We start from the raw sequence: 19733 nt of genomic DNA, 5'->3' as shown, positions 1-19733 counted from the left end.
ATAGTATAAAAGGTTGATTACATGACGAAAATTGCGATATTCGGCGTAGGGCTGATCGGAGGATCACTTGCCTTATGCTATAAAGGTAAACCAGAATACACGGTTGTCGGCCATTCACCTAACCCCAAATCAGTCGAGAAGCTGCTGAAACGGAATGTCGTCGATATAGCAACAACGTCGATGGAAGAAGCCGCTGTGGGGGCGGATTACATTTTCCTTTGTGTACCCGTAGGTAATCTTGAGGAATATGTTCAGCAGCTAATGAAGCTTCCGCTCAAACAAGGTTGTATTATTACAGATGTTGGAAGCACCAAAGCTTCAATTACAGAGAGTGCAGCTTCATTAACGATCGAAGGCGTATATTTTATTGGTGGCCATCCAATGGCAGGTTCGGAGCGGCATGGCGTAGAAGCAGCATCTTCCTACTTGTTTGAAAATGCGTTCTATGTGTTGACTCCGGCCGAAGGAACGCCTCAGGCAGAAGTTGATCGTCTTGCTTCTTTATTAAAAACGACGAAGGCGCAAATTGTACAAGTTGGCGCCCGTGAACACGATGATATTGTTGGAGCCATTAGTCACTTACCGCATATTATTGCCGTTGCACTGGTTAATCAGGTGCGAGGCTACAACTCGACGAATCCGCTTTATCAGAATTTAGCTGCCGGTGGATTCAGGGATATTACTAGAATTGCATCCAGCGAGCCGATGATCTGGCGCGATATCCTTGTAAATAATCGGGATGTGCTTCTGCGGTTGATCCAAGACTGGCAAGTTGAAGTCTCGCGCTTTATCGATTTGCTGGAGCGCAGCGATGGAGAGGGAATAGCTGAGCAATTCCGGATTGCAGGCGAATTCCGCAGTCAATTGCCTGAACGAAGAAAAGGCATGATTACATCCTTATATGATATTTACGTAGATATTCCTGATCATCCGGGAATCATAGGTCAAATTACAACACTGCTCGGTAACGCAAGAATCAATTTAAGTAATATTCAAATTATCGAGAGCCGTGAAGATGTTCCAGGTATTCTTCGTCTGTCGTTTCGTAGTCAAGAAGATGCAGACCGGGCCTCTGAGCTGCTTAAGCTGGAATATGCCGTTCATGTATAGCTTTTAATCAAAGCTGTTCACTTTTCCTTTTTGTGAATTCAAAAGGGGGAGCGGGCAGTTTTTTTGTCCATATTTCTACAATTATCAATTGTAAATGGACCCTCATTCTCAAATAAATCATCCTGTGCTATAATGACATCTGCTGTTAGATGAATACTACATTTTTATGGTGAGGCGAACAAGTTGAAGCGTGCAATGTGGAAATACATGTTATTGATCATTATTGTTATTGTTAATTTTTTTCCGTCTTTAGTTCATGCAAATGAAGTCATGTATTCGAATCAAGTCACGGTACTCGTTTACCACCACATCGATGATCAATTAGAGGGCGGAGTTACAATTTCAACGAAGCTGTTCAAGGATCAGTTAAGGTCAATGATTCGAAAAGGGTACCATTTCATCACATTGGATCAGTTCAAGGCGTTTATGTCGAGTGGGAAAAGCGTGCCTGATAATGCTGTTTTAGTCACATTCGATGACGGTTATAGAAGCTTTTATACGAATGCCTATCCTGTATTGAAGAAATTGCAGGTGCCAGCCGTTAATTTTGTGATTACGAATGGGCTGGAGGATCCTATGCATTCTGAACTGCCTTCTTTATCAAGAGAAGAAATAGCAAAGATGCGAAAGGAAACGCCTACGATTGATTTCCAAGGTCACTCGGACTCTCTGCATGCGATGTTCGATGCCAAACCGATGCTGACGAACAAAATTATAAAAAACAATATGCTCGAAACAGATGAACAGTTTAAACAAAGGATCGTGGCTGACACGACGTTGTGTCTACATAAACTGGCAGAGCTGAACGGTTCGAAAAACGTTGATGCGTACGCTTATCCATTCGGAAGCTACAACAACCAAACCATAGAATGGCTCAAGTCTGCTGGTGTTCAGTATGGCTTTACAACCAAACCAGGATTGGCTTCCAACCAAACCGATCCCATGCAGATCCCGCGAATCAATGCAGGCAGTCCGTACGTTCAGGCCTATTCGATTAATAACTTAATCAAGCAAGCATTACGTCATCAAATCGCGCCCATTTCATAATGGGAAAAGATTCGTAAACGTTTTCAAAAAGTTATTGACAAAATGAAACCGTATACATATAATAAAAGTACAGTATGGTTTCTCTCCACTCCTATCCGATAATCGCACCATAAGTGCAACCGCCAATTTGGCGGTTTTTTTTTTGTCAAAGTGCCATATTTCTGGAATTTTATTATACAATGGAAAAGACGGGCTGTTGTTTGCAGCTGACAAAGGGGAAAAATGCGATTTCTGCCATCGTTCGCGTAAAATTAACAAATATTTGTCGAATTGAGCAGGAAAATCGCAATGAATCAAGAAAGATTATAGACTAACTTTTACATACCTATAAATTTTCACATTTCGGTTGCAAAATAACGCAACTTTTCACTCCGATTGCAGTACAACATGTATGAGCAATTGGGAGTGCTACCCGGAATCGCAAGGAGGGTCGCCACGTAATGACCGATTCCCAGTTGATCAGAGAAATCAAGGATGGAAACGTTCAATTTTATAATGAACTTATGCGTCGTTACGAGCGTAAAATCCTTGCATTTATTTTTCATATGCTCAAAAGCACGCAGATGGAAGCCATCGCGGAAGATCTATGTAATGAGACTTTCTATAAAGCGTATCGCAGTTTGCATTCGTTCCGCGAAATCGAGGCCTCGTTCTCTACTTGGCTGTACACGATTGCCCGTAACACGGTTTTGAGTGAGCTGCGCAAAAATAAAAGTGTTCAAGTCTCATTGGAGCAGAGCGGTCATACACCGCACGCTTCGTATGATGCAATGCCGGAACAAACGATGCTCCGTAACGAGAAGGTATCGATGGTTCGTGATGCAATTAACAGCCTGCCTGAGAAGCAGCGTTCGGCACTGATATTGCGTGAATATGACCAGTTGGATTATCAAGAGATTGCGAATATTTTGGGCCAAACTGTCAGTTCTGTGAAATCGTTGTTATTTAGAGCCAGAGCATCGGTTAAGCTGCAGTTGGACCCCTATTTCAGCGAACCGATATTTGAAGAATCGAAGGGATGAAAGAGCGATGAAGTGTAGTGACATTCAGGAATTATTTGGAGTCTATTGGGATCTGCCGAATGATGACCTGAGACGTGCCGCGGTGGATAAGCACATTGCCGTTTGCCCCGTTTGTGCTGAGGAATTTCAGATATGGGAGGAAAGCACGCTCCTGATTCGAACTGCAGCTATGTCAAGTGAGCTGCCGGACTTTGAGCCTATCGTTTCCGATAAGGTGATGAATCGAATCTATGAGAATGAATCTTGGCGAATTCCTGTCCAAGAGCGTATGTACGCTATTTCTTATACATTCAGGAGAAATCTGACGGCAGTCATTGCATTTTGTTTAGCGCTCTTCATGTTTAGTTTCCTGTTCGCCATCGTTTATGACGGCACTCCGCAATCTTCCATGGCAGCAGCGGATAACTCGCTGTTCGATCTTGAGGCGCCGCAGGCTTTGAAATCAAGTCAAACGGAATCCATGAATGGCCATCAGATGGTGGATGCTGTTGCTAGTTTGAATCCCAGCTTCATGGAGCCGCTACGATTTCAAGTGGGTCCCATTCATTCTTACCCACATTACTTGTTAGTCATCTCTATTTTAGGTTTGATAAGTACAATGCTTATCATGAATTGGTTATCTCGTACGAAAGCATAATGCTCCGGAAGGGGCATTTTTCATTTTATTATGAATTGGGAGGCAATCATGAGTACACTTGGATTTATCCGTCATGGGAGTACGGAATGGAATCAGCTAGGCAAACTTCAAGGACAATTGGACACGGAGCTGACGCAAGAAGGCAGAGAACAAGCAAGGCGGCTAGGTACCAGATTAGCGAATGAACAATGGACGGGTATCATCAGCAGTGATTTAACAAGGGCGAAAGAGACAGCATTGATCGTTTCAGAGCTATCCGGTATTCCGCTTCTGAGAACTGACGTTAGATTGCGTGAGCGTAAATACGGGCTGGCGGAAGGAACAACAGCAGCGGAGAGGGAAGAACGATGGGGTTTGGATTGGAAGCAAAAGGACATTGGCCAGGAGAAGGATGCTGAGCTGCTTGCAAGGTGGCACCAATTGGAAAAAGATCTGATATTGAATGATCCGAATGAGAAGCTGTTATTAATCTCACACGGCGGATTTATTGTTCAGGTATTGAAAGGACTACAGTTGGAGCAGACCGATTTTTTGCAAAATACATCGTTGACGATCCTGCTGCGGAGTGGCAAGTCTTGGGAGTTACAGCTCTACAATTGCTTGCGTCACCTTGAGATTGAAGACTAATAATCTATGGATTCGGTTGCACTGCTCAGTGATGAGTAGTGCTTTTTTTATGTGAAACGGAATATTTTCGGAAAAAAATCCCATAATGGTTACTAGAAACCACGGAGCTGCAAGATTCCGGGCTGGGGGGCTATTATGGAGATGAACCTAGCGGACATGCTCAGCTATGCTGATATCCATGAGCTGAGCAGGATTGCCCACACCTATGAATGCGAATGTAACGGTCATTCTAAAAATGACTTAATCCAATCTATTTTGAGCACAGCACTCCGTAGAGAGATTTTTGAGCAGCATGTACAGAGCTTGAATATGGAAGACATTCGTTTCCTCAATTCACTGCTTTTTGATCCGCGCAATGCTTTTAGTATGGAAGAGTTAGTAGCAAGAGTTGGGCAATCGCATTTTTCAAAACAGGGCAGCGAAGATTCGAATCCTCGTGAGATGATTATCAAATTTAAGAGGCTAGGGTGGTTGTTTAACGGGTATTCACAACAAACAAAGTATTTGTTTCATGTGCCAAAAGATTTAAAAAAGCGGTTTAGCGATGTTTTAACGAGTCAATTTAAGATGGGGTTGGCAATAACCAAGGAACCTGGCGTTTATCGCGATGAACAGATGCTTATTGTCGACGATATCTCGAATTTTCTCGCCTATATCGCAGGTCAACAGGAGATTCCTTTGACAACCGATGGCACGATGTATAAGCGACAGCTGCAGCAAATCTTAGAGCGGCTTTCAGTCCAAGAAGTAATGGTGGCCAAGGGTGCCTGGAGATTTGGTTATGGCCGAATGTTTAAGGAATATCCGAATCGCTTCTCACTGATTTACGACTACTGCTATTACCACCAGCTGATCTCCGAGCATACGCAAGCACTTCAATTAACAGAGCTGGGCAGGAAGAGGTTGCAGGAAGGCCGTAAAGAAAATTTCGCAGATATATATCGGTTCTGGTTGCGGCTTTACCGAACACCGATTCCAAACGTACAAGCGATTACGCAATGGATTGATCGTTTAGGAGGGCAATGGGTCACGGCGGCTTCGTTAGGTGAAGTGCTTGTAAGGCTGATCAAGCCGTTTTATTATGACACTTCCGAGTCCATCTTTGAACAACGCATTCTTCAGATGATGATGCATTTGGGATTAATTCGGATGGGTGAAGATGAAGAACTGGGGAAGGTCGTTCAAATGACCAGGCTCGGCAGCAGCGTCATCCAAGGAACCTTTGTATCTGAAGAGGATAAAGTTGTGTTTATGCTAGATCCAAACGGCACGATCGACGGTTCTTAAGGTAGGTAAAAGCACATTCCTATTGGAACGGGCGATAGTAGGAAACGGAGAAGGTAGATGTGAATATGCTTAAGTAGGGGCATTCACGAACGCATGACATACAGCATGACAAACATAAACATATTTCTGCGAATATAAAGCTCCTGACAAACCGCGGACAACATTTGGAGGTAGGTCCTATGGGAAAAATGAATGTATCTAACGATGCGCTGTTGGCACTTTTCGCGGAGATGGTTTGGGACGATGCCATACGCAAACATAAAGAGGAAAATCTCTACAAAGAGATTGACAGTGCTTTAGCTAAGGGAGATCAAGCAACGTTCCTGGCCCTTACATCAGAGCTGAAAACCTTACAATCCTTGGGTTAATGCGTGTTTGGTGCCTTCCATATGTTCGTCTAAAGAGACATGTGAATCTTATTCACGTGTCTTTTTTGTGTCCATCGGTCATTACTGCTTTTAAAAAGAACTAATTTCTAAGTGTTCTCGTCAACTTAATAGTTGTTGATAAGATTAAACACAAGGAGAATAACGATGAGAATAAAATTATGGAATCCGCGTTGGAGCAAGGCATTTATGACTCTTTTAGTCGTTGCTGGTCTTCTAATCGGATCTGCATTTGTTTATGCCGCCTATCTGTATAACAAATTGAATCGGACCCTAGATCATATCGCAGCACCTGACACTACCCTTGAGCAACGAACAGCAAACACCACAAACAACATCGTTCAACTTCAGCATACATCCGATAAGATCGCTGAGCCGATAACATTTCTACTGACGGCGATTGATGAACGTGAAGGAAGTACAGGATCTCTCAATACTGACGTTATGATGCTGTTCAGTGTGAATCCGGAAACTCATCAAGCTACTGTGCTTTCCATTCCAAGGGATTTGGAGGTACGTGCGGAGGAATCCGGATTAGAAGCATCACACAAAGCGAATTATTTCTATGCTTACTATTACAATCAAAATAAAGAAACGGCTATCTCGCATACAAAACAATTATTTAGCCGCCTTTATGACGTACCGATCGATTTTATGGCGGTCATCAATTTCGACGGATTTCGAAAGATGGTAGATCAGCTTGGCGGCATGACTGTTGATGTAGATATGGACATGAGGTATGAGGATGAAAGTGATGGTACGAACATTCATTTGGATAAGGGCATTCAGCATCTTGACGGAAAGCAGGTGTTGGATTTCATTCGTTATCGCAAATCTAACTTAGGAACTGCCGAGTCTTCCGATATCGTACGCAATCAAAGAGAGCAGCTGGTGCTGAATCAATTGCTTGAAAAGCTAACTTCTTTAAATGGCGTTACGGCATGGGGGAAGATGTTGGATATCATTGGGGGTTCAGTAAAGACAGATGTTCCAGCAGATGAACTTCGCAGGTTCACAGGCTCTTACAAGGAATTAAAGCCTTCCAATATTAATTTTATACATCTTGATGGAGAATGGGAAAGTCCATATGTGGTCATTAAACAACAAGATCTGGATCAGGCGCTGACTGCTCTTAAAGAGCAATCTCCCATTTCAATTGACAGTATGGGAAGGACGGATTAAAGTAACAAAGAGAGCTTGCTGACGTACATAGCAAGCTCTTCTTTTGTAAAAGATACAGGGAGGATCGCTACATATGAAATTCAATGATATTGAGAAAGATGAATGGCCCGATTTAAAACCTTATCTGGATACTTGTTTATTGCCACTTACCGGACTGAAAGGCTCTGAAGATCCTGCGCAAACAACGACAGCGCTTGAGAGGCTAAGAGATGCTCTAGAGGCCATAGAAATCCCTTTTAAAGGAAGAGTGGTGACATATCCGGCGCTTCATTATGTTACGGGAGTAGATATGAAGGAACAATTAGCCTCACTCAGCGTTAAATTGAAGCATGCGGGGTTCCGGTATGTGATTGTTTTAACCATACATAATGAGGCTGATCACTGGAAGTCAGAACAGACGGACTTGATGGTTGTTGTTGATATGAAAGAATGGGAAAGCAAATCTTCAGAAATCAAATCGCATATTTCCCAGCAAGTGCAGCAGCTTTGGCAGCAGGGTGATTAACTTTTGATTCTGGCGTATTATTGGAAAAAAAATTGTGCAGGATAAGGGAAGCAATCCAATTCTGGCTTTCCAAAAAGTTGTGACAATTTCGTTAAAATTTGTCCGAAGCCCAAGATTTCAGTACTTGAAAAGGAGTTATGGATTCTTGACGCCCTAGAGGTCGTAGGCTATTATTAGTAATGTCCTAGTTATGTAGTGTAATGTCGAACGACACGTGATAGAGGTAACCGTGTGTCCGAGAGGGTTCGGACTTCGGCCAATGTAGGAGGGTAGACCTGAGAATGAGTGACCACAACAATCACAATGAAGATCAGCATGGAAAGAAACCGGGTACAAAACGCGAAATGTCCCGTCGTCAATTTCTTTCTTACACCCTTGGTGGCGCTGGGGGATTCATGGGAGCCGGTATTATGATACCGATGCTAAGATTTGCTGTTGATCCTGTCCTTCAACCAAAGAAAACGGCGGATTGGGTCAAAGTTGTCGAAGAAAGTAAAATTACTAATGTACCACAATCGTTTACGTTTCAAATCCACCAGGTAGATGGCTGGTACGAAAGCGATGCTGATCTGGTAGCTTGGATTTCCAAAGACAGCAGCGGTAAACTGTTTGCGCTAAATCCAACATGTAAGCATCTTGGATGTACCGTTAACTGGAACGACAACCCTGCTTACAAAGATCAGTACTTCTGTCCATGTCATGGTGCTCACTACACGCAAGACGGCAAGAACCTTGCAGTAGCGCCAAAGCCTTTGGATGAATACGCGGTAAAAGTAGAGAACGGTTTCGTTTATGTGGGTCAACTGCATGCTAACACAAGAGTATAAGGAGGCGTCACCATCAGATGTTTAAAAACATGTACAACTGGATTGACGAACGTCTTGATATTACGCCAATGTGGAGGGATGTAGCAGACCACGAGGTTCCGGAACACGTAAATCCTGCTCATCATTTTTCCGCATTCGTATATTGCTTCGGCGGTTTGACGTTTTTCATTACAGTTATTCAGATTTTGTCAGGTATGTTCTTAACGATGTACTACACGCCTGATATCATTAACGCTTATGCGAGCGTTGATTATTTACAACATAAAGTGGCTTTCGGTGTTATCGTCAGAGGTATGCACCACTGGGGAGCCAGTCTCGTTATCGTTATGATGTTCTTACATACCCTGCGCGTGTTCTTTACAGGTTCTTATAAAGCCCCTCGTGAAATGAACTGGGTAGTAGGCATGCTGATTTTCTTTGTTATGTTAGGTCTTGGATTGACTGGATATTTGCTTCCATGGGATAACAAAGCCTATTTTGCAACAAGCGTAACTCTGAAAATTATTGAGTCCGCTCCATTAATTGGCGGATACGCTAAAACGTTGCTACAGGGCGGCGAAATTGTTGGTGCGCAAACACTGACGCGTTTCTTTGCTATCCATGTGTTCTTCCTGCCAGGCGTATTGCTCGCTTTGCTTGCCGGACACTTCTTTATGATTCGCAAACAAGGTATTTCCGGACCGCTATAATTGAAAGGAGGAGCATGGCGTGGCGCATGGTCATAAATCTGACGAAAAAATCGTCTACGTCGGGGATTCCCGCGTAATAAAGAAAACACAGGAGCAGCGTCTGATTCCAAGAGACTACTCAGCATATCCAGGTAAATCGGAAGCATTCATCCCGAACTTCCTTTTGAAAGAATGGATGGTTGGCGTTGTTGTTTTGGTTGGAATGCTCGTTCTTGTTATGTCTGATCCAGCACCGTTAGGGTATCCGGCGGATCCGAAAAACACGGGTTTCATTCCGATGCCTGACTGGTACTTCTTATTCATGTATCAATTATTGAAGTATCCATATACATCCGATCAATTCCTAGTTCTGGGTACAGTTGTTATTCCTGGGCTGCTCTTCGGCAGTTTGCTGCTCGCACCTTTCTTGGATACAGGCAAAGAGCGTCGTTTTTATAAACGTCCTATCGCTTCATCCTTGATGATTCTCTCTTTAGTGGCTGTAGGTTATCTTACATATACCTCATGGGCTCACTATCAAGTGGAGCTTAAAGAGAAAAACATCGTGCCTGAGCATATCAAGCGTGAAGAAGAAATGCACGCGAACAAAGGTGCAGCAGGCGGCGGTGGCGCGAAAGAAACGAAGAAAGCGGCTGCCATCGTGGCAGCGGATGATCCAGGCGCAGAAATTTACAAGAAAGCAACTTGCTTATCTTGTCATGGCGCTGGATTGAAAGGCATGCCAGCATCCGGCGTACCAGCATTATTAGGTGTCGGTGACAAGCATTCTAAAGATGAAATTTTGGGTATCGTTAAGAACGGCAAAGGCAATATGGGCAAACAGTATCAAGCCAACATTGATAAAGGCTTAACCGATGCAGATATTGATAAGCTGGCTGATTGGTTATCCAAACAAAAAGCACAGTAAAGCAAAGAACCTGATCGCGAAAGCGGTCAGGTTTTTTTTGGATCTTATTTCGCACAAGGAGGGGTTTGCTTGCAGCAAGGTATAGCCTTATCATTCATATGGAGCAAGTCATTGTGGTTGAACAAAAAAATGCTGTGGCTACTGCTTATTTGCAACTTGCTTGGGACGATCTACGGATATGAGTGGTATTGGAATCAGATGGAGTATACCCTTGCCAATTACCCGACTTGGTATGTTTGGTTCGTACCTGACAGTCCTACAGCCAGCTTGTTTTTCACCGGAACAGTTGCTTTTCTGCTGGCAGATCGCTCCACGACTAGACCGCGTAGGAAATTATATAAGGCTGTCCGCGGCTTCGTGGAAGCGTTCGCACTCATTACCTCGTTTAAATATGGGATCTGGGCCGTTGCGATGATTTGGAGCGGTGCCTGGCAGGGAGTGCCTGTAGGCTGGGATGGATGGATGCTGACAGCATCGCATTTGGCGATGGCTGTAGAGGTTCTGATTTTCGCAAGATGGTACGCTTACAAGGTGCCCGCAGTTATTCTAGTAGCCATTTGGACATTTTGGAACGATTATATGGACTATGGAAGAGGTGTATTTCCGTCGTTGTCCGATGCGCTATTAGATGATCTGGGCATTATACAATGGTTTACAGTAGGGTTAAGCATCGTTGGTATTATCATTGCCTTGATGGTAAGGATGATGAGGGAAAAAAGGTAACTTATTAGGGGTTCAATTTCAAAGCTCCTGATGGCAATCTTCTAATGGTATGTAAGTCATGCTCAGCTCGGAACTTTCAATCGAATAGATGGTCTAATTAGGGACAAACCTCCATAAAATGATGGTGAAGGAGGGATGTCCCATGTTTGTATATGACGGGGTGAAACGGTTGGCTTCACTGCTGTTGGTAGTCACCGTTGTTTGTATAAGCGCGGCTTGCGGGGCCGTTACGAGCAGCAAGAGTGAGGCTGCCGTTCGAGATGACCCTGAACAGATTCAAAAGATGGAGTTTCTAAATCAAATTGCTGACGAAATGTATAAGAAAACGATGGATGGCCAAGTGCCGGAAGCTCGGAATAAATTGCTTCAAATGTCCGATCAAATCCCCAAAATCAAGTTCGAAGGAGCCACTTCGGTTGAAGGGCTTCATGAGTTCACAGAAACGATCACGCAAGCCAAACGGGTATACAATGCGGTTAATTATTCTCCTGAAGCAGGGCAGGCTGTGGTCGCCAAGATTCGACTCGCCACTGATGCATTAACGCATAAGAACCAACCAATGTGGCTTCAGTATTATAAGGTTTTGAGAAATGAAATCAATGAGCTGGAGCAAGCAGTGAAGGCTAACCAGCAGCAAACAGCCATATCTAGTTTCAATAAATTTTCGCAGCATATTGGTACCATTCATCCATCTATTCTCATAAGCAGACAGCCTGCAGAGGTAGAGAAGCTTGATTCGTTGCTTACCTTTATACACGGTAATTTGCAAAAAAGCCCGCTGCCAGGCAAGCAATTGGAATCCGGGATTGAGCGGTTGCAGCAGGTCATTGATGAGTTGTTTTTGAAAAATAAAGACGCGCTTGCACTTGTGCCGCTAGCCGATCCGAGACAGCCCATTATTTGGTCGTTAGGTATTGGCCTTATCATTGTTAGCGTACTGTCATATGCCGGCTGGAGGATGTACCAATCAGGCAAGCATGTTGTTCCTGTTAAGCAAAAGAGAGGAAGCGAGCATTTGTGAAATGAGGCCGAAACCATGGTGTACATGGTTTCGGCCTCATTGTTTAAACAGATTTGGGCGGCAAGTCAAGACCTTACGGCAACATGCTTGATAAGCCGATAAAACTGTTTTATTTATTGCGTTTTAAATCCCTCGCCAAGTACCTCGTGGACCTCGCCGATGATAATAAACGCCTTGGGATCCGCAGATTTAATGAGCTCACGCATTCTTCTTGTTTCATGCCGGTAGACCACGCAATAAACAACTTCCTTGTTATTGCCTGAATACGCGCCTCTTGCTGGGAATAAAGTGACCCCTCGGTCTAACTCTTTCGTAATGGTCTCTGCTAAAGCATGGGCATGGTCGCTAATAATGGTGAACGCTTTAGCAGCGTATGCACCTTCGGAAATGTAATCAATGATGCGAGAGGTGACAAATACGGCAACAAGTGAATAAAGTACTTTCTCCTTCGGTAAATACAGCAAAGAGGAGCCGATTACGATAACATCGATGATCAGGATGACTTGCCCTACGCTCCAGCCTCGCTTCTTATGCCCGATTCGCGCGAGAATATCCGAACCGCCAGTCGTGCCTCCGTAACGAAATACAAGGCCGAGGCCAGTGCCCAAAGTAATCCCGGCATAAAGCGTGGCGAGGAAGTAGTCCTGGGTTGTATGGAAGGGGATCAGCCATTGTAAACGAATGAGCAGCTCCATGACCCAGAGAAAGAAGGACAAGCAGACTACGCCGAAAATCGTGTACAGCATAGCTTCCTTTCCAAAATTTTTCCAACCAATATAAAATAAAGGGATGTTGATCGCTAAAGTTGAAATGGATGGAGGTATGTTCAGCACGTATTTAAGGAGCAAGGAAACTCCTGTTACGCCACCTTCCATTAGTTCATTAGAAATGACGAAATAGTGCAACCCAAACGCGTAAATCGCCGTGCCCATCAAGATGGCAATTCCATTGGTAAAACGGTCTGCAAATCGTTCTTTAAACATCATACGTTTTCCTCCAGCTCATTCAGTTCATTATGTACGGACCCCACAATGACCATTATATCTTCTTTGCAAAAATGAAAAAAATTTGTCAACTTTTCTTGTTTAGTTTAACATGGTAATGATAGCCTATAGGTGATGAAGGAGAGAAGGGTGAGCATGCCAGAGCGTACGCTAAAAGATATACAGCAAGAGGTTGATACTTATATTTCGCAGTTTAAGGAAGGTTATTTCAGTCCATTAGCGATGCTCGCCAGAATGTCTGAGGAAGTAGGCGAGTTAGCGAGAGAAGTTAACCATTCCTATGGAGAAAAGCCTAAAAAAACATCGGAAGCAGATAACTCGATTGAGCTTGAGCTTGGCGATATTTTGTTCATTACGATCTGTTTCGCGAACTCCTTAGGGATTGATTTAACGGAAGCGCACAACAAAGTGATGCACAAGTTCAACACTCGCGATGCGAACAGATGGACCAAAATTAACACCGAAAACACATAAGCTTCATAAACTGTACCATCCCCACGAACGGGAGTCTGGAGAAACGCGTGCTAGCCAAAGCTCGTTTCCGGATGAATCGCTCTTAGAAGGGAGGATGGGCAGATGAATGGAGAAAATCAAATACAGAAAGCTTACGAATCCATACTTGGTCACGATTTTGAAAAAGCCATTGAATGGTTTGAAAAAGCGATAGCGGCAGAGCCATCAAATGCTGCCTATCACTATAAGTTATCAATTACTTATGCACGAAGCAACAAACTGCAAAAAGCAATTGAACTTGCTTCGAAGGCGCTGGAGCTGGAAGCTCATAATGAAGCTTTTAGATATCACCTGCAGGTGCTTCATGCAAGAGAACTGATCGAGACAGCACAAAAACAGCTGCAAGTAGAAACCGAGCATGCAGAACGCGCTATTTTCTTGCTAAAGGAAGCTATAGTGCTGGACCCTTTAGCGGTTGAGGCCTATTTAATCCTTGCAGAGGCTTTTGCCCAGCGCAGAGATTATGTTAGAGCGTATCACACGATCACAGAAGCCATTCGCTTAGAGCCTGATCATGAATTAGCGAAACAACAAGCTGCTAAATATCAAATGTATATGAAATAGATGTTCTTGAAACATAGAAAAAGGAGACATAACGGAAATGGATCGTAAAATTCGGGTAGCAGTCATTGGCGCAAGCGGAAGAATGGGAAGAGAGGTCGTTAAGACCGTATTAACGGAGCCGGATATGGAACTGGTTGCAGGTGTTAGCCGTTCCTCCGGTCCAATAGATTTAGGAAAAATGGTCGGACTCGAGGAATGCGGCATTAGCATGCAGAGCGATATCGAACAGGCGCTCACTGAAACAAGACCGGATGTTTTGGTTGATTTTACAGGACCGCAAACAGCCGTTTCACATACGAACCTGGCCATCAAACTTGGCATACGCCCCGTTATGGGGACAACCGGATTCACTCCACAAGATATTGCTGAGCTGGACAAGCAGTGTAAAACGAGCGAAATAGGCGGGTTGATTGCCCCGAATTTCTCCATCGGAGCTATTCTCATGATGAAGTTTGCCGCGCAAGCTTCTAAATATTTCCCTCACCTGGAAATCATTGAGTATCATGGCGACCAGAAGCTGGACGCGCCATCGGGAACCTCGGTTAAAACCGCTGAGCTAATCTCGGAAGTTCGGGAAGAAGTGCGTCAAGGCAATCCGAAAGAAGAAGAAACAATTGAAGGCTCGCGCGGCGGGTATTACAATGGATTTAGAATACATAGCGTGCGTTTGCCGGGGATTTTTGCCCAACAAGAAGTGATTATGGCTCAGCACGGTCAGGCGCTCAAAATTCGCCATGATTCGTATGATCGAGCTGCCTATATGCCGGGTGTAGCGATTGCGGTTCGCAAAGTCATGACATATACAGGCATGGTTTATGGTTTCGAGCATTTTATTGACTAGGGAGTGAAAACAACATGTTGAAAATTGCACTAATTGCACATGACAGGAAGAAAGACGAAATGGTTAATTTCGTTATCGCTTATGAACATGTTTTTCATGGGCATAAATTATATGGAACAGGAACGACAGGCCAACGGATTATGGATAGCACACAATTGAGCGTTCATCGATTCATGTCTGGGCCTCTGGGAGGCGACCAACAAATTGGAGCATTAGTAGCTGAGAATGAAATGGATCTCATCATATTCCTGAGAGATCCTCTGATGGCTCAGCCGCATGAGCCGGATATTATCGCATTGCTTCGTTTGTGCGACGTGCAAGGGATTCCCTGTGCGACGAATGTGGCGACAGCCGAACTGTTGGTTCGCGCAATCGATCGAGGCGATTTTGCATGGAGAGAGCTTGTACATAAATACAAACCGGGTATCGAGGAATAATATGGCGGATTCATTAGATATATTGATATTTGGCGCGCATGCGGATGATGCAGAAATTGGCATGGGAGCAACAATTGCGAAGCATACGGCGGCAGGTTATCGGGTCGGTATTTGCGATTTAACCTATGCGGAAATGTCTTCTAATGGCACAGTTGAAAAGCGAATAGAAGAAGCTGAGCAAGCTGCCAGCATACTAGGCTTATCAATGCGATCCAACTTGGGGTTGCCGGATCGGGGGCTTTCCTTGACACAAGCGTACATAGAACGGATCACTTTGGAAATTCGCAAGCATAGGCCAAGAATCGTATTTGCACCCTACTGGCAGGATCGCCACCCGGATCATATTGCTTGTTCTCATTTAGTTCAGGAAGCCGTGTTTAATGCGAAGCTGAGGCGCTATGCTCCTGAATCTGAACCTGTGAATGTTCAGCAATTGTACTTTTACTTTATAAATGATGTCTATGAAGCAGACCTCATGGTTGATGTGACGAATGAATATGATAAGAAAATTGCTGCGCTGAGCGCATATAGATCTCAGTTCGTAACAGGTCATGACACAGTAGCTACACCGCTGAATCAAGGTTATGTAGAGCGGGTGGAAGCCCGCGATCGATTGATGGGGCAGAGAAGAATGCTGCATTATGCGGAAGGGTTCGTTTCGAAACTGCCGCTTCTCGTAGAACATTTTGACTGATCGGGAAGAGAGGAAGGCAATGAAAGATAAACTGAAGATTGGGATTACTTGTTACCCCACATTAGGCGGTTCAGGCGTTGTGGCAACTGAACTTGGGAAGCTGCTGGCGGAGAAGGGGCACGAAGTGCACTTTATTACACACAGCATGCCTTTTCGGTTGGGTAAATTCCATAAAAATATTTTTTACCATGAAGTGGAAGTAAGTGAGTATTATGTATTCCGTTACCCGCCCTATGACCTTTCGCTTGCAAGCAAGCTGGCACAGGTGGCTAAAATGGAAAATCTCGATTTGCTGCATGTACATTATGCTATCCCTCATGCCGTTTGCGCACTGCTCGCTAAACAAATGATCGGCAGTAACCTTAAAGTCGTGACAACCTTGCATGGAACGGATATAACTGTGCTCGGACAGGATCATTCCATCTCGGATTTGATTCGTTATGCCATTAATGAAAGCGATGCGGTTACTGCGGTTTCCAAGGACTTGATTAATGAAACAAGGGAATCGCTGGATATTGATCGGGATATTGATTTAGCCTACAATTTTGTGGACAAAAGAGTGTATTACCCTCGCGATATTTCTAAACTTAGAGGGGAGTTCGCGAGGCCGGATGAGAAGATTTTAATTCACATATCCAATTTTAGGCCGGTCAAGCGCGTACAGGATGTTGTCGACATTTTTGCCAAAGTTAGTTCAAAGGTGAAATCACGTCTTTTGTTTGTGGGTGAAGGACCGGATCTGTCGAAAATCATTTCGAAAGTGAAGGAGCTCGGCCTCTCGGATAAGGTGACGTTCTGCGGTAAGCAGGATGATGTTGCTCAGGTCATCTCGCTTGCCGATGTCATGCTCTTGCCTTCCGAGAAGGAAAGCTTCGGTCTTGTTGCCTTGGAGGCGATGGCCTGTGGTGTTCCAACCGTTGGTTCCAACGCAGGGGGCATTCCAGAGCTTATTACACACGGTGAAACCGGGTATTTAGCGGAGACCGGCGATACAGAAACAATGGCGGAGCATGTCATTCATTTACTTAGCAATGCGGAGCATTATGAACAAGTAGTGCAAAACTGCTTATACCGTGCAAGACATACTTTCTGCAATGATGTTACGACGGTTCAGTATGAAGAAATCTATTACCGAGTTCTGGGGAGAGAGCTTCCGGAATCACATCGTATATTGGATTCTTCTTGTCAATAAATGGATATCCTTAGTTAGGAGCTCGAAACGATCATGTCGGAAGGCGAATGGAAAAATAATGTGGCGGATCGTGGAGCGGACCTAGTGCTCGCTAAGCTTATTGCCGCCGGATACGAAGCCTATTTGGTAGGCGGTTGTGTACGCGACGCAGTGTTGGGTAAGCCCATCAAAGATATCGACATCGCGACCTCCGCAAGGCCGGAGCAAGTGATAGCTTGTTTTCCACGCACAGCGCCGACAGGACTGCAGCACGGAACTGTGACCGTCATCCTGGAACAGGGGACGTACGAGGTGACGACGTTCCGCAAGGAGGCGCAGTATGAAGGCTTCCGCCGCCCGGCATCCGTTGAATATATTTCGGATTTGACGGAAGATCTGAGGCGGCGCGATTTTACGATGAACGCGATGGCGATGGATATGGCGGGGCAGGTGCTGGATCCTTTTGACGGTCAAAAGGATCTGGCTTCCGGCATTCTTCGCTGCGTCGGAGCAGCCAGCGAGAGGTTCGGCGAAGATGCGCTTCGGATGCTGCGGTGCATAAGGTTTGCCTCGACCTACAAGCTGGAGGTCGAGGAGAAGACGTGGCAGGCACTGCTCGCGCAAGCTCCGCTGCTGCGCCACATCGCGATGGAGCGCGTGCGCAGCGAGCTGCAGCGCATGGTGGAAGGCCCAGCTCCTGCACGGGCTGTGCGCCTCCTTCTCGCGAGCGGCCTGACAGGCCATCTCAAAAAGCAGCTGCCGCTGCCTTTTGAGCACTGGCTCGCGCACGACGACGCGCTGGACGCTGTCAGCGCGCTTCCCGACCAGCATGCCCGCTGGGCGATGCTGGTCATGCTCCTCGAGGCACCTGCGGACACCGTCCGCATGGCGCTTCAGGAGCTGACCTTCTCTCGCGCCGACAGCGCCGCGGTCGTGGCTGTGCTCGCCCTGCGCGAGACATTGGCCGCGCAACTGCTTGGCGGCGCTCCGCAGGACGCCGCGGTGCAAGTGCAGGCAGACCCGGCTCCGCTGGAGCGGGTCTGGAAGCTTGAGGCTGTGCGCCGCGGTCGGTCGGCGGCGCTTACGCTTTTGCAGGTGCTGCGCGCGCTGCCGCAGCCCCGGAGCGGAAGCGGCGAGCTCGCGCGCTTCGTGAAGGAGATCGTGCCGGAGCTGCTGCGGCACGCACCGAAGTGGCTGAGCGAGGTTCCTTGCTACAGCCTGAAAGAGCTCGCCATAACCGGTACGGATTTGGCGGAATCGCTAGGCAAGAAGCCAGGCCCCTGGATGGGCCCATTGCTTCAGCAACTGCTTGAACAAACCGCGCTCGGCGATCAGCCGAACGAGCGCGAATCTCTTTTACAGGCCGCGTTTGATGCTAGTACATAGCATCGCCGCGGCTTTCTCTTGAATTTATAACAGATCGTGAGTGAGTATAGATGAATGAACGCATCTTACAGCTTTTTGAAGAAAATCCGAATGCTTATGTGTCGGGTGAAGAAATCAGCCGCAGGCTGAACGTAAGCCGGACGGCGATATGGAAGCACATCGAGGCGCTGCGCCAAGCGGGTTACGCGTTTGAAGCAGCCCCCCGCAAAGGCTATAGGCTACTTGCAAAGCCGGACACATGGAATGTGGCCGAGCTGTTGGGCGGGCTTCGGACGAAAGTGCTGGGCCAGAAGCTGCATGTTTATGGCGAAGTGGATTCTACGCAGACGATAGCTCATGCGCTCGTCGCTTCAGGAGCCGCTGAAGGCACGCTTGTGCTGGCTGAGGCTCAAACAGCAGGAAGGGGGCGCATGGGACGCAAATGGCATTCTCCGAGCGGTAAAGGCATCTGGATGAGTCTCGTGCTCACACCACGCATCCCTGTGTTTTTCATGCCGCAGTTAACGCTGCTATGCGCGGTTGCCCTCTGCCGCTCGATTCAAAAGGTAGTCAAAGTTGATATCGGCATCAAATGGCCGAATGATCTGCTCATTGGCGGGAAGAAAGTAAGCGGAATTCTTCTGGAAAGCAGCGGTGAGGATGAGCGGTTAAAGTACGTTGTCGCCGGCATTGGCATTAGCGCAAATCTGAAGCTGGACGATTATCCGGAGGAGCTCCGGAGTGTTGCGACATCCTTGGCAATTGCTTCGGGCGGTGACATTTCCAGAGAGACACTTGTCCAAGTGTTTTTGTCAGAATTTGAAGAGTTATATACGCTCTATCTTGAAAAAGGCTTCGCCCCGATCCGTCTGCTATGGGAAGCGTTGAGCGTTACGCTGCACCGTCCGATCCGGACGCACACCCCATCCGGCATTGTTGAAGGAATAGCCGATTCGCTGGATGATTCAGGTGCTTTGACTGTGATTACGGGTACAGGAGATAAGGTCAAAATATACTCTGGCGATATTGAGTTGAAGTAGCTGTACCAAAAAGAAGAAACATTTGGTATACTAATGAAAGAGGCGGTATCCTTACGGAATTGCACTCTACGCAAGTGAGGTTGGTTTCACCCAACAATGGAATACTAGTTGAAAACATGATGTTGGATTCTGCT

23 protein-coding genes are annotated in these 19733 nt (G+C 45.8%); 22 read left to right on the top strand and 1 reads right to left on the bottom strand.

Going from position 1 to position 19733, the window contains the following annotated elements:
- Positions 1-21 precede the first annotated feature (21 nt).
- The 14 genes from ABRS97_RS07295 to ABRS97_RS07230 all read left to right on the top strand — a co-directional run bounded on the left by ABRS97_RS07295 (position 22) and on the right by ABRS97_RS07230 (position 11970).
- Positions 22-1110 (top strand): prephenate dehydrogenase, encoded by a 1089-nt coding sequence (locus ABRS97_RS07295; protein ID WP_367812452.1) that lies wholly within the window; start codon positions 22-24, stop codon positions 1108-1110.
- A gap of 183 nt (positions 1111-1293) precedes the next feature.
- A complete protein-coding gene (locus ABRS97_RS07290; protein ID WP_367812450.1) occupies positions 1294-2157 on the top strand; it encodes a polysaccharide deacetylase family protein in 864 nt (287 codons plus the stop codon).
- 440 nt (positions 2158-2597) lie between these two features.
- Positions 2598-3179, top strand: a complete 582-nt coding sequence (locus ABRS97_RS07285; RefSeq protein WP_367812448.1) for an RNA polymerase sigma factor — start codon at positions 2598-2600, stop codon at positions 3177-3179.
- Positions 3180-3186: 7 nt separating this feature from the next.
- The gene (locus ABRS97_RS07280; protein ID WP_367812446.1) at positions 3187-3816 is read left to right on the top strand and encodes an anti-sigma factor family protein; all 630 of its coding nucleotides are present in this window, start codon (positions 3187-3189) and stop codon (positions 3814-3816) included.
- Between the two features lie 48 nt (positions 3817-3864).
- The gene (locus tag ABRS97_RS07275; RefSeq protein WP_367812444.1) at positions 3865-4443 is read left to right on the top strand and encodes a histidine phosphatase family protein; all 579 of its coding nucleotides are present in this window, start codon (positions 3865-3867) and stop codon (positions 4441-4443) included.
- A gap of 141 nt (positions 4444-4584) precedes the next feature.
- Entirely contained in the window at positions 4585-5730 is a 1146-nt protein-coding gene (locus ABRS97_RS07270; RefSeq protein ID WP_367812871.1) for a hypothetical protein, read from the top strand.
- A 179-nt stretch (positions 5731-5909) separates the two neighbouring features.
- A complete protein-coding gene (locus ABRS97_RS07265; protein ID WP_367812442.1) occupies positions 5910-6098 on the top strand; it encodes an IDEAL domain-containing protein in 189 nt (62 codons plus the stop codon).
- A 165-nt stretch (positions 6099-6263) separates the two neighbouring features.
- On the top strand, positions 6264-7298 hold the full coding sequence (locus tag ABRS97_RS07260; RefSeq protein ID WP_367812441.1) for an LCP family protein: 1035 nt from the start codon (positions 6264-6266) through the stop codon (positions 7296-7298).
- Positions 7299-7371: 73 nt separating this feature from the next.
- Complete coding sequence (locus ABRS97_RS07255; RefSeq protein ID WP_367812439.1) at positions 7372-7803, top strand: DUF2487 family protein; 432 nt, start codon at positions 7372-7374, stop codon at positions 7801-7803.
- 281 nt (positions 7804-8084) lie between these two features.
- The gene (locus ABRS97_RS07250) at positions 8085-8630 is read left to right on the top strand and encodes a QcrA and Rieske domain-containing protein (RefSeq protein ID WP_367812437.1); all 546 of its coding nucleotides are present in this window, start codon (positions 8085-8087) and stop codon (positions 8628-8630) included.
- Between the two features lie 17 nt (positions 8631-8647).
- Complete coding sequence (gene qcrB / locus ABRS97_RS07245) at positions 8648-9319, top strand: menaquinol-cytochrome c reductase cytochrome b subunit (protein WP_367812435.1); 672 nt, start codon at positions 8648-8650, stop codon at positions 9317-9319.
- 19 nt (positions 9320-9338) lie between these two features.
- On the top strand, positions 9339-10226 hold the full coding sequence (locus ABRS97_RS07240) for a menaquinol-cytochrome c reductase cytochrome b/c subunit (RefSeq protein WP_367812433.1): 888 nt from the start codon (positions 9339-9341) through the stop codon (positions 10224-10226).
- A gap of 69 nt (positions 10227-10295) precedes the next feature.
- Positions 10296-10949, top strand: a complete 654-nt coding sequence (locus ABRS97_RS07235) for a DUF1405 domain-containing protein (RefSeq protein ID WP_367812431.1) — start codon at positions 10296-10298, stop codon at positions 10947-10949.
- A gap of 142 nt (positions 10950-11091) precedes the next feature.
- Positions 11092-11970, top strand: a complete 879-nt coding sequence (locus ABRS97_RS07230; RefSeq protein ID WP_367812429.1) for a sporulation protein YpjB — start codon at positions 11092-11094, stop codon at positions 11968-11970.
- Positions 11971-12083: 113 nt separating this feature from the next.
- Here ABRS97_RS07230 and ABRS97_RS07225 read toward each other — a convergent pair whose 3' ends face one another.
- A complete protein-coding gene (locus ABRS97_RS07225; RefSeq protein ID WP_483312429.1) occupies positions 12084-12953 on the bottom strand; it encodes a YitT family protein in 870 nt (289 codons plus the stop codon).
- A gap of 156 nt (positions 12954-13109) precedes the next feature.
- On the opposite strand from ABRS97_RS07225, the gene ABRS97_RS07220 reads away from it, so the two are divergent.
- The 8 genes from ABRS97_RS07220 (at position 13110) to ABRS97_RS07185 (ending at position 19599) form a co-directional block, all read left to right on the top strand.
- Positions 13110-13448 carry a nucleotide pyrophosphohydrolase gene (locus tag ABRS97_RS07220; RefSeq protein WP_367812425.1) on the top strand — a complete coding sequence of 113 codons (339 nt, stop codon included), beginning with the start codon at positions 13110-13112 and terminating at the stop codon, positions 13446-13448.
- Positions 13449-13550: 102 nt separating this feature from the next.
- Positions 13551-14051, top strand: a complete 501-nt coding sequence (locus tag ABRS97_RS07215; protein ID WP_367812423.1) for a tetratricopeptide repeat protein — start codon at positions 13551-13553, stop codon at positions 14049-14051.
- Between the two features lie 37 nt (positions 14052-14088).
- Positions 14089-14892 carry a 4-hydroxy-tetrahydrodipicolinate reductase gene (gene dapB / locus ABRS97_RS07210; RefSeq protein WP_367812421.1) on the top strand — a complete coding sequence of 268 codons (804 nt, stop codon included), beginning with the start codon at positions 14089-14091 and terminating at the stop codon, positions 14890-14892.
- A gap of 14 nt (positions 14893-14906) precedes the next feature.
- The gene (locus ABRS97_RS07205; protein ID WP_367812418.1) at positions 14907-15329 is read left to right on the top strand and encodes a methylglyoxal synthase; all 423 of its coding nucleotides are present in this window, start codon (positions 14907-14909) and stop codon (positions 15327-15329) included.
- Between the two features lies 1 nt (position 15330).
- Positions 15331-16023: a bacillithiol biosynthesis deacetylase BshB1 gene (gene bshB1, locus ABRS97_RS07200; protein WP_367812416.1), complete on the top strand. Its 693-nt coding sequence runs from the start codon at positions 15331-15333 to the stop codon at positions 16021-16023.
- Between the two features lie 19 nt (positions 16024-16042).
- On the top strand, positions 16043-17215 hold the full coding sequence (gene bshA, locus ABRS97_RS07195) for an N-acetyl-alpha-D-glucosaminyl L-malate synthase BshA (RefSeq protein ID WP_367812414.1): 1173 nt from the start codon (positions 16043-16045) through the stop codon (positions 17213-17215).
- Positions 17216-17248: 33 nt separating this feature from the next.
- Positions 17249-18580 carry a CCA tRNA nucleotidyltransferase gene (locus tag ABRS97_RS07190; protein WP_367812412.1) on the top strand — a complete coding sequence of 444 codons (1332 nt, stop codon included), beginning with the start codon at positions 17249-17251 and terminating at the stop codon, positions 18578-18580.
- Between the two features lie 50 nt (positions 18581-18630).
- On the top strand, positions 18631-19599 hold the full coding sequence (locus tag ABRS97_RS07185) for a biotin--[acetyl-CoA-carboxylase] ligase (protein WP_367812410.1): 969 nt from the start codon (positions 18631-18633) through the stop codon (positions 19597-19599).
- Positions 19600-19733: the final 134 nt, after the last annotated feature.

Source organism: Paenibacillus tabacirhizosphaerae (genome assembly GCF_040812395.1).
Classification (GTDB): domain Bacteria; phylum Bacillota; class Bacilli; order Paenibacillales; family NBRC-103111; genus Paenibacillus_E.
The sequence above is the reverse complement of the archived record's forward strand: the minus strand, read 5'-3'. Positions and strand labels throughout refer to the sequence as shown.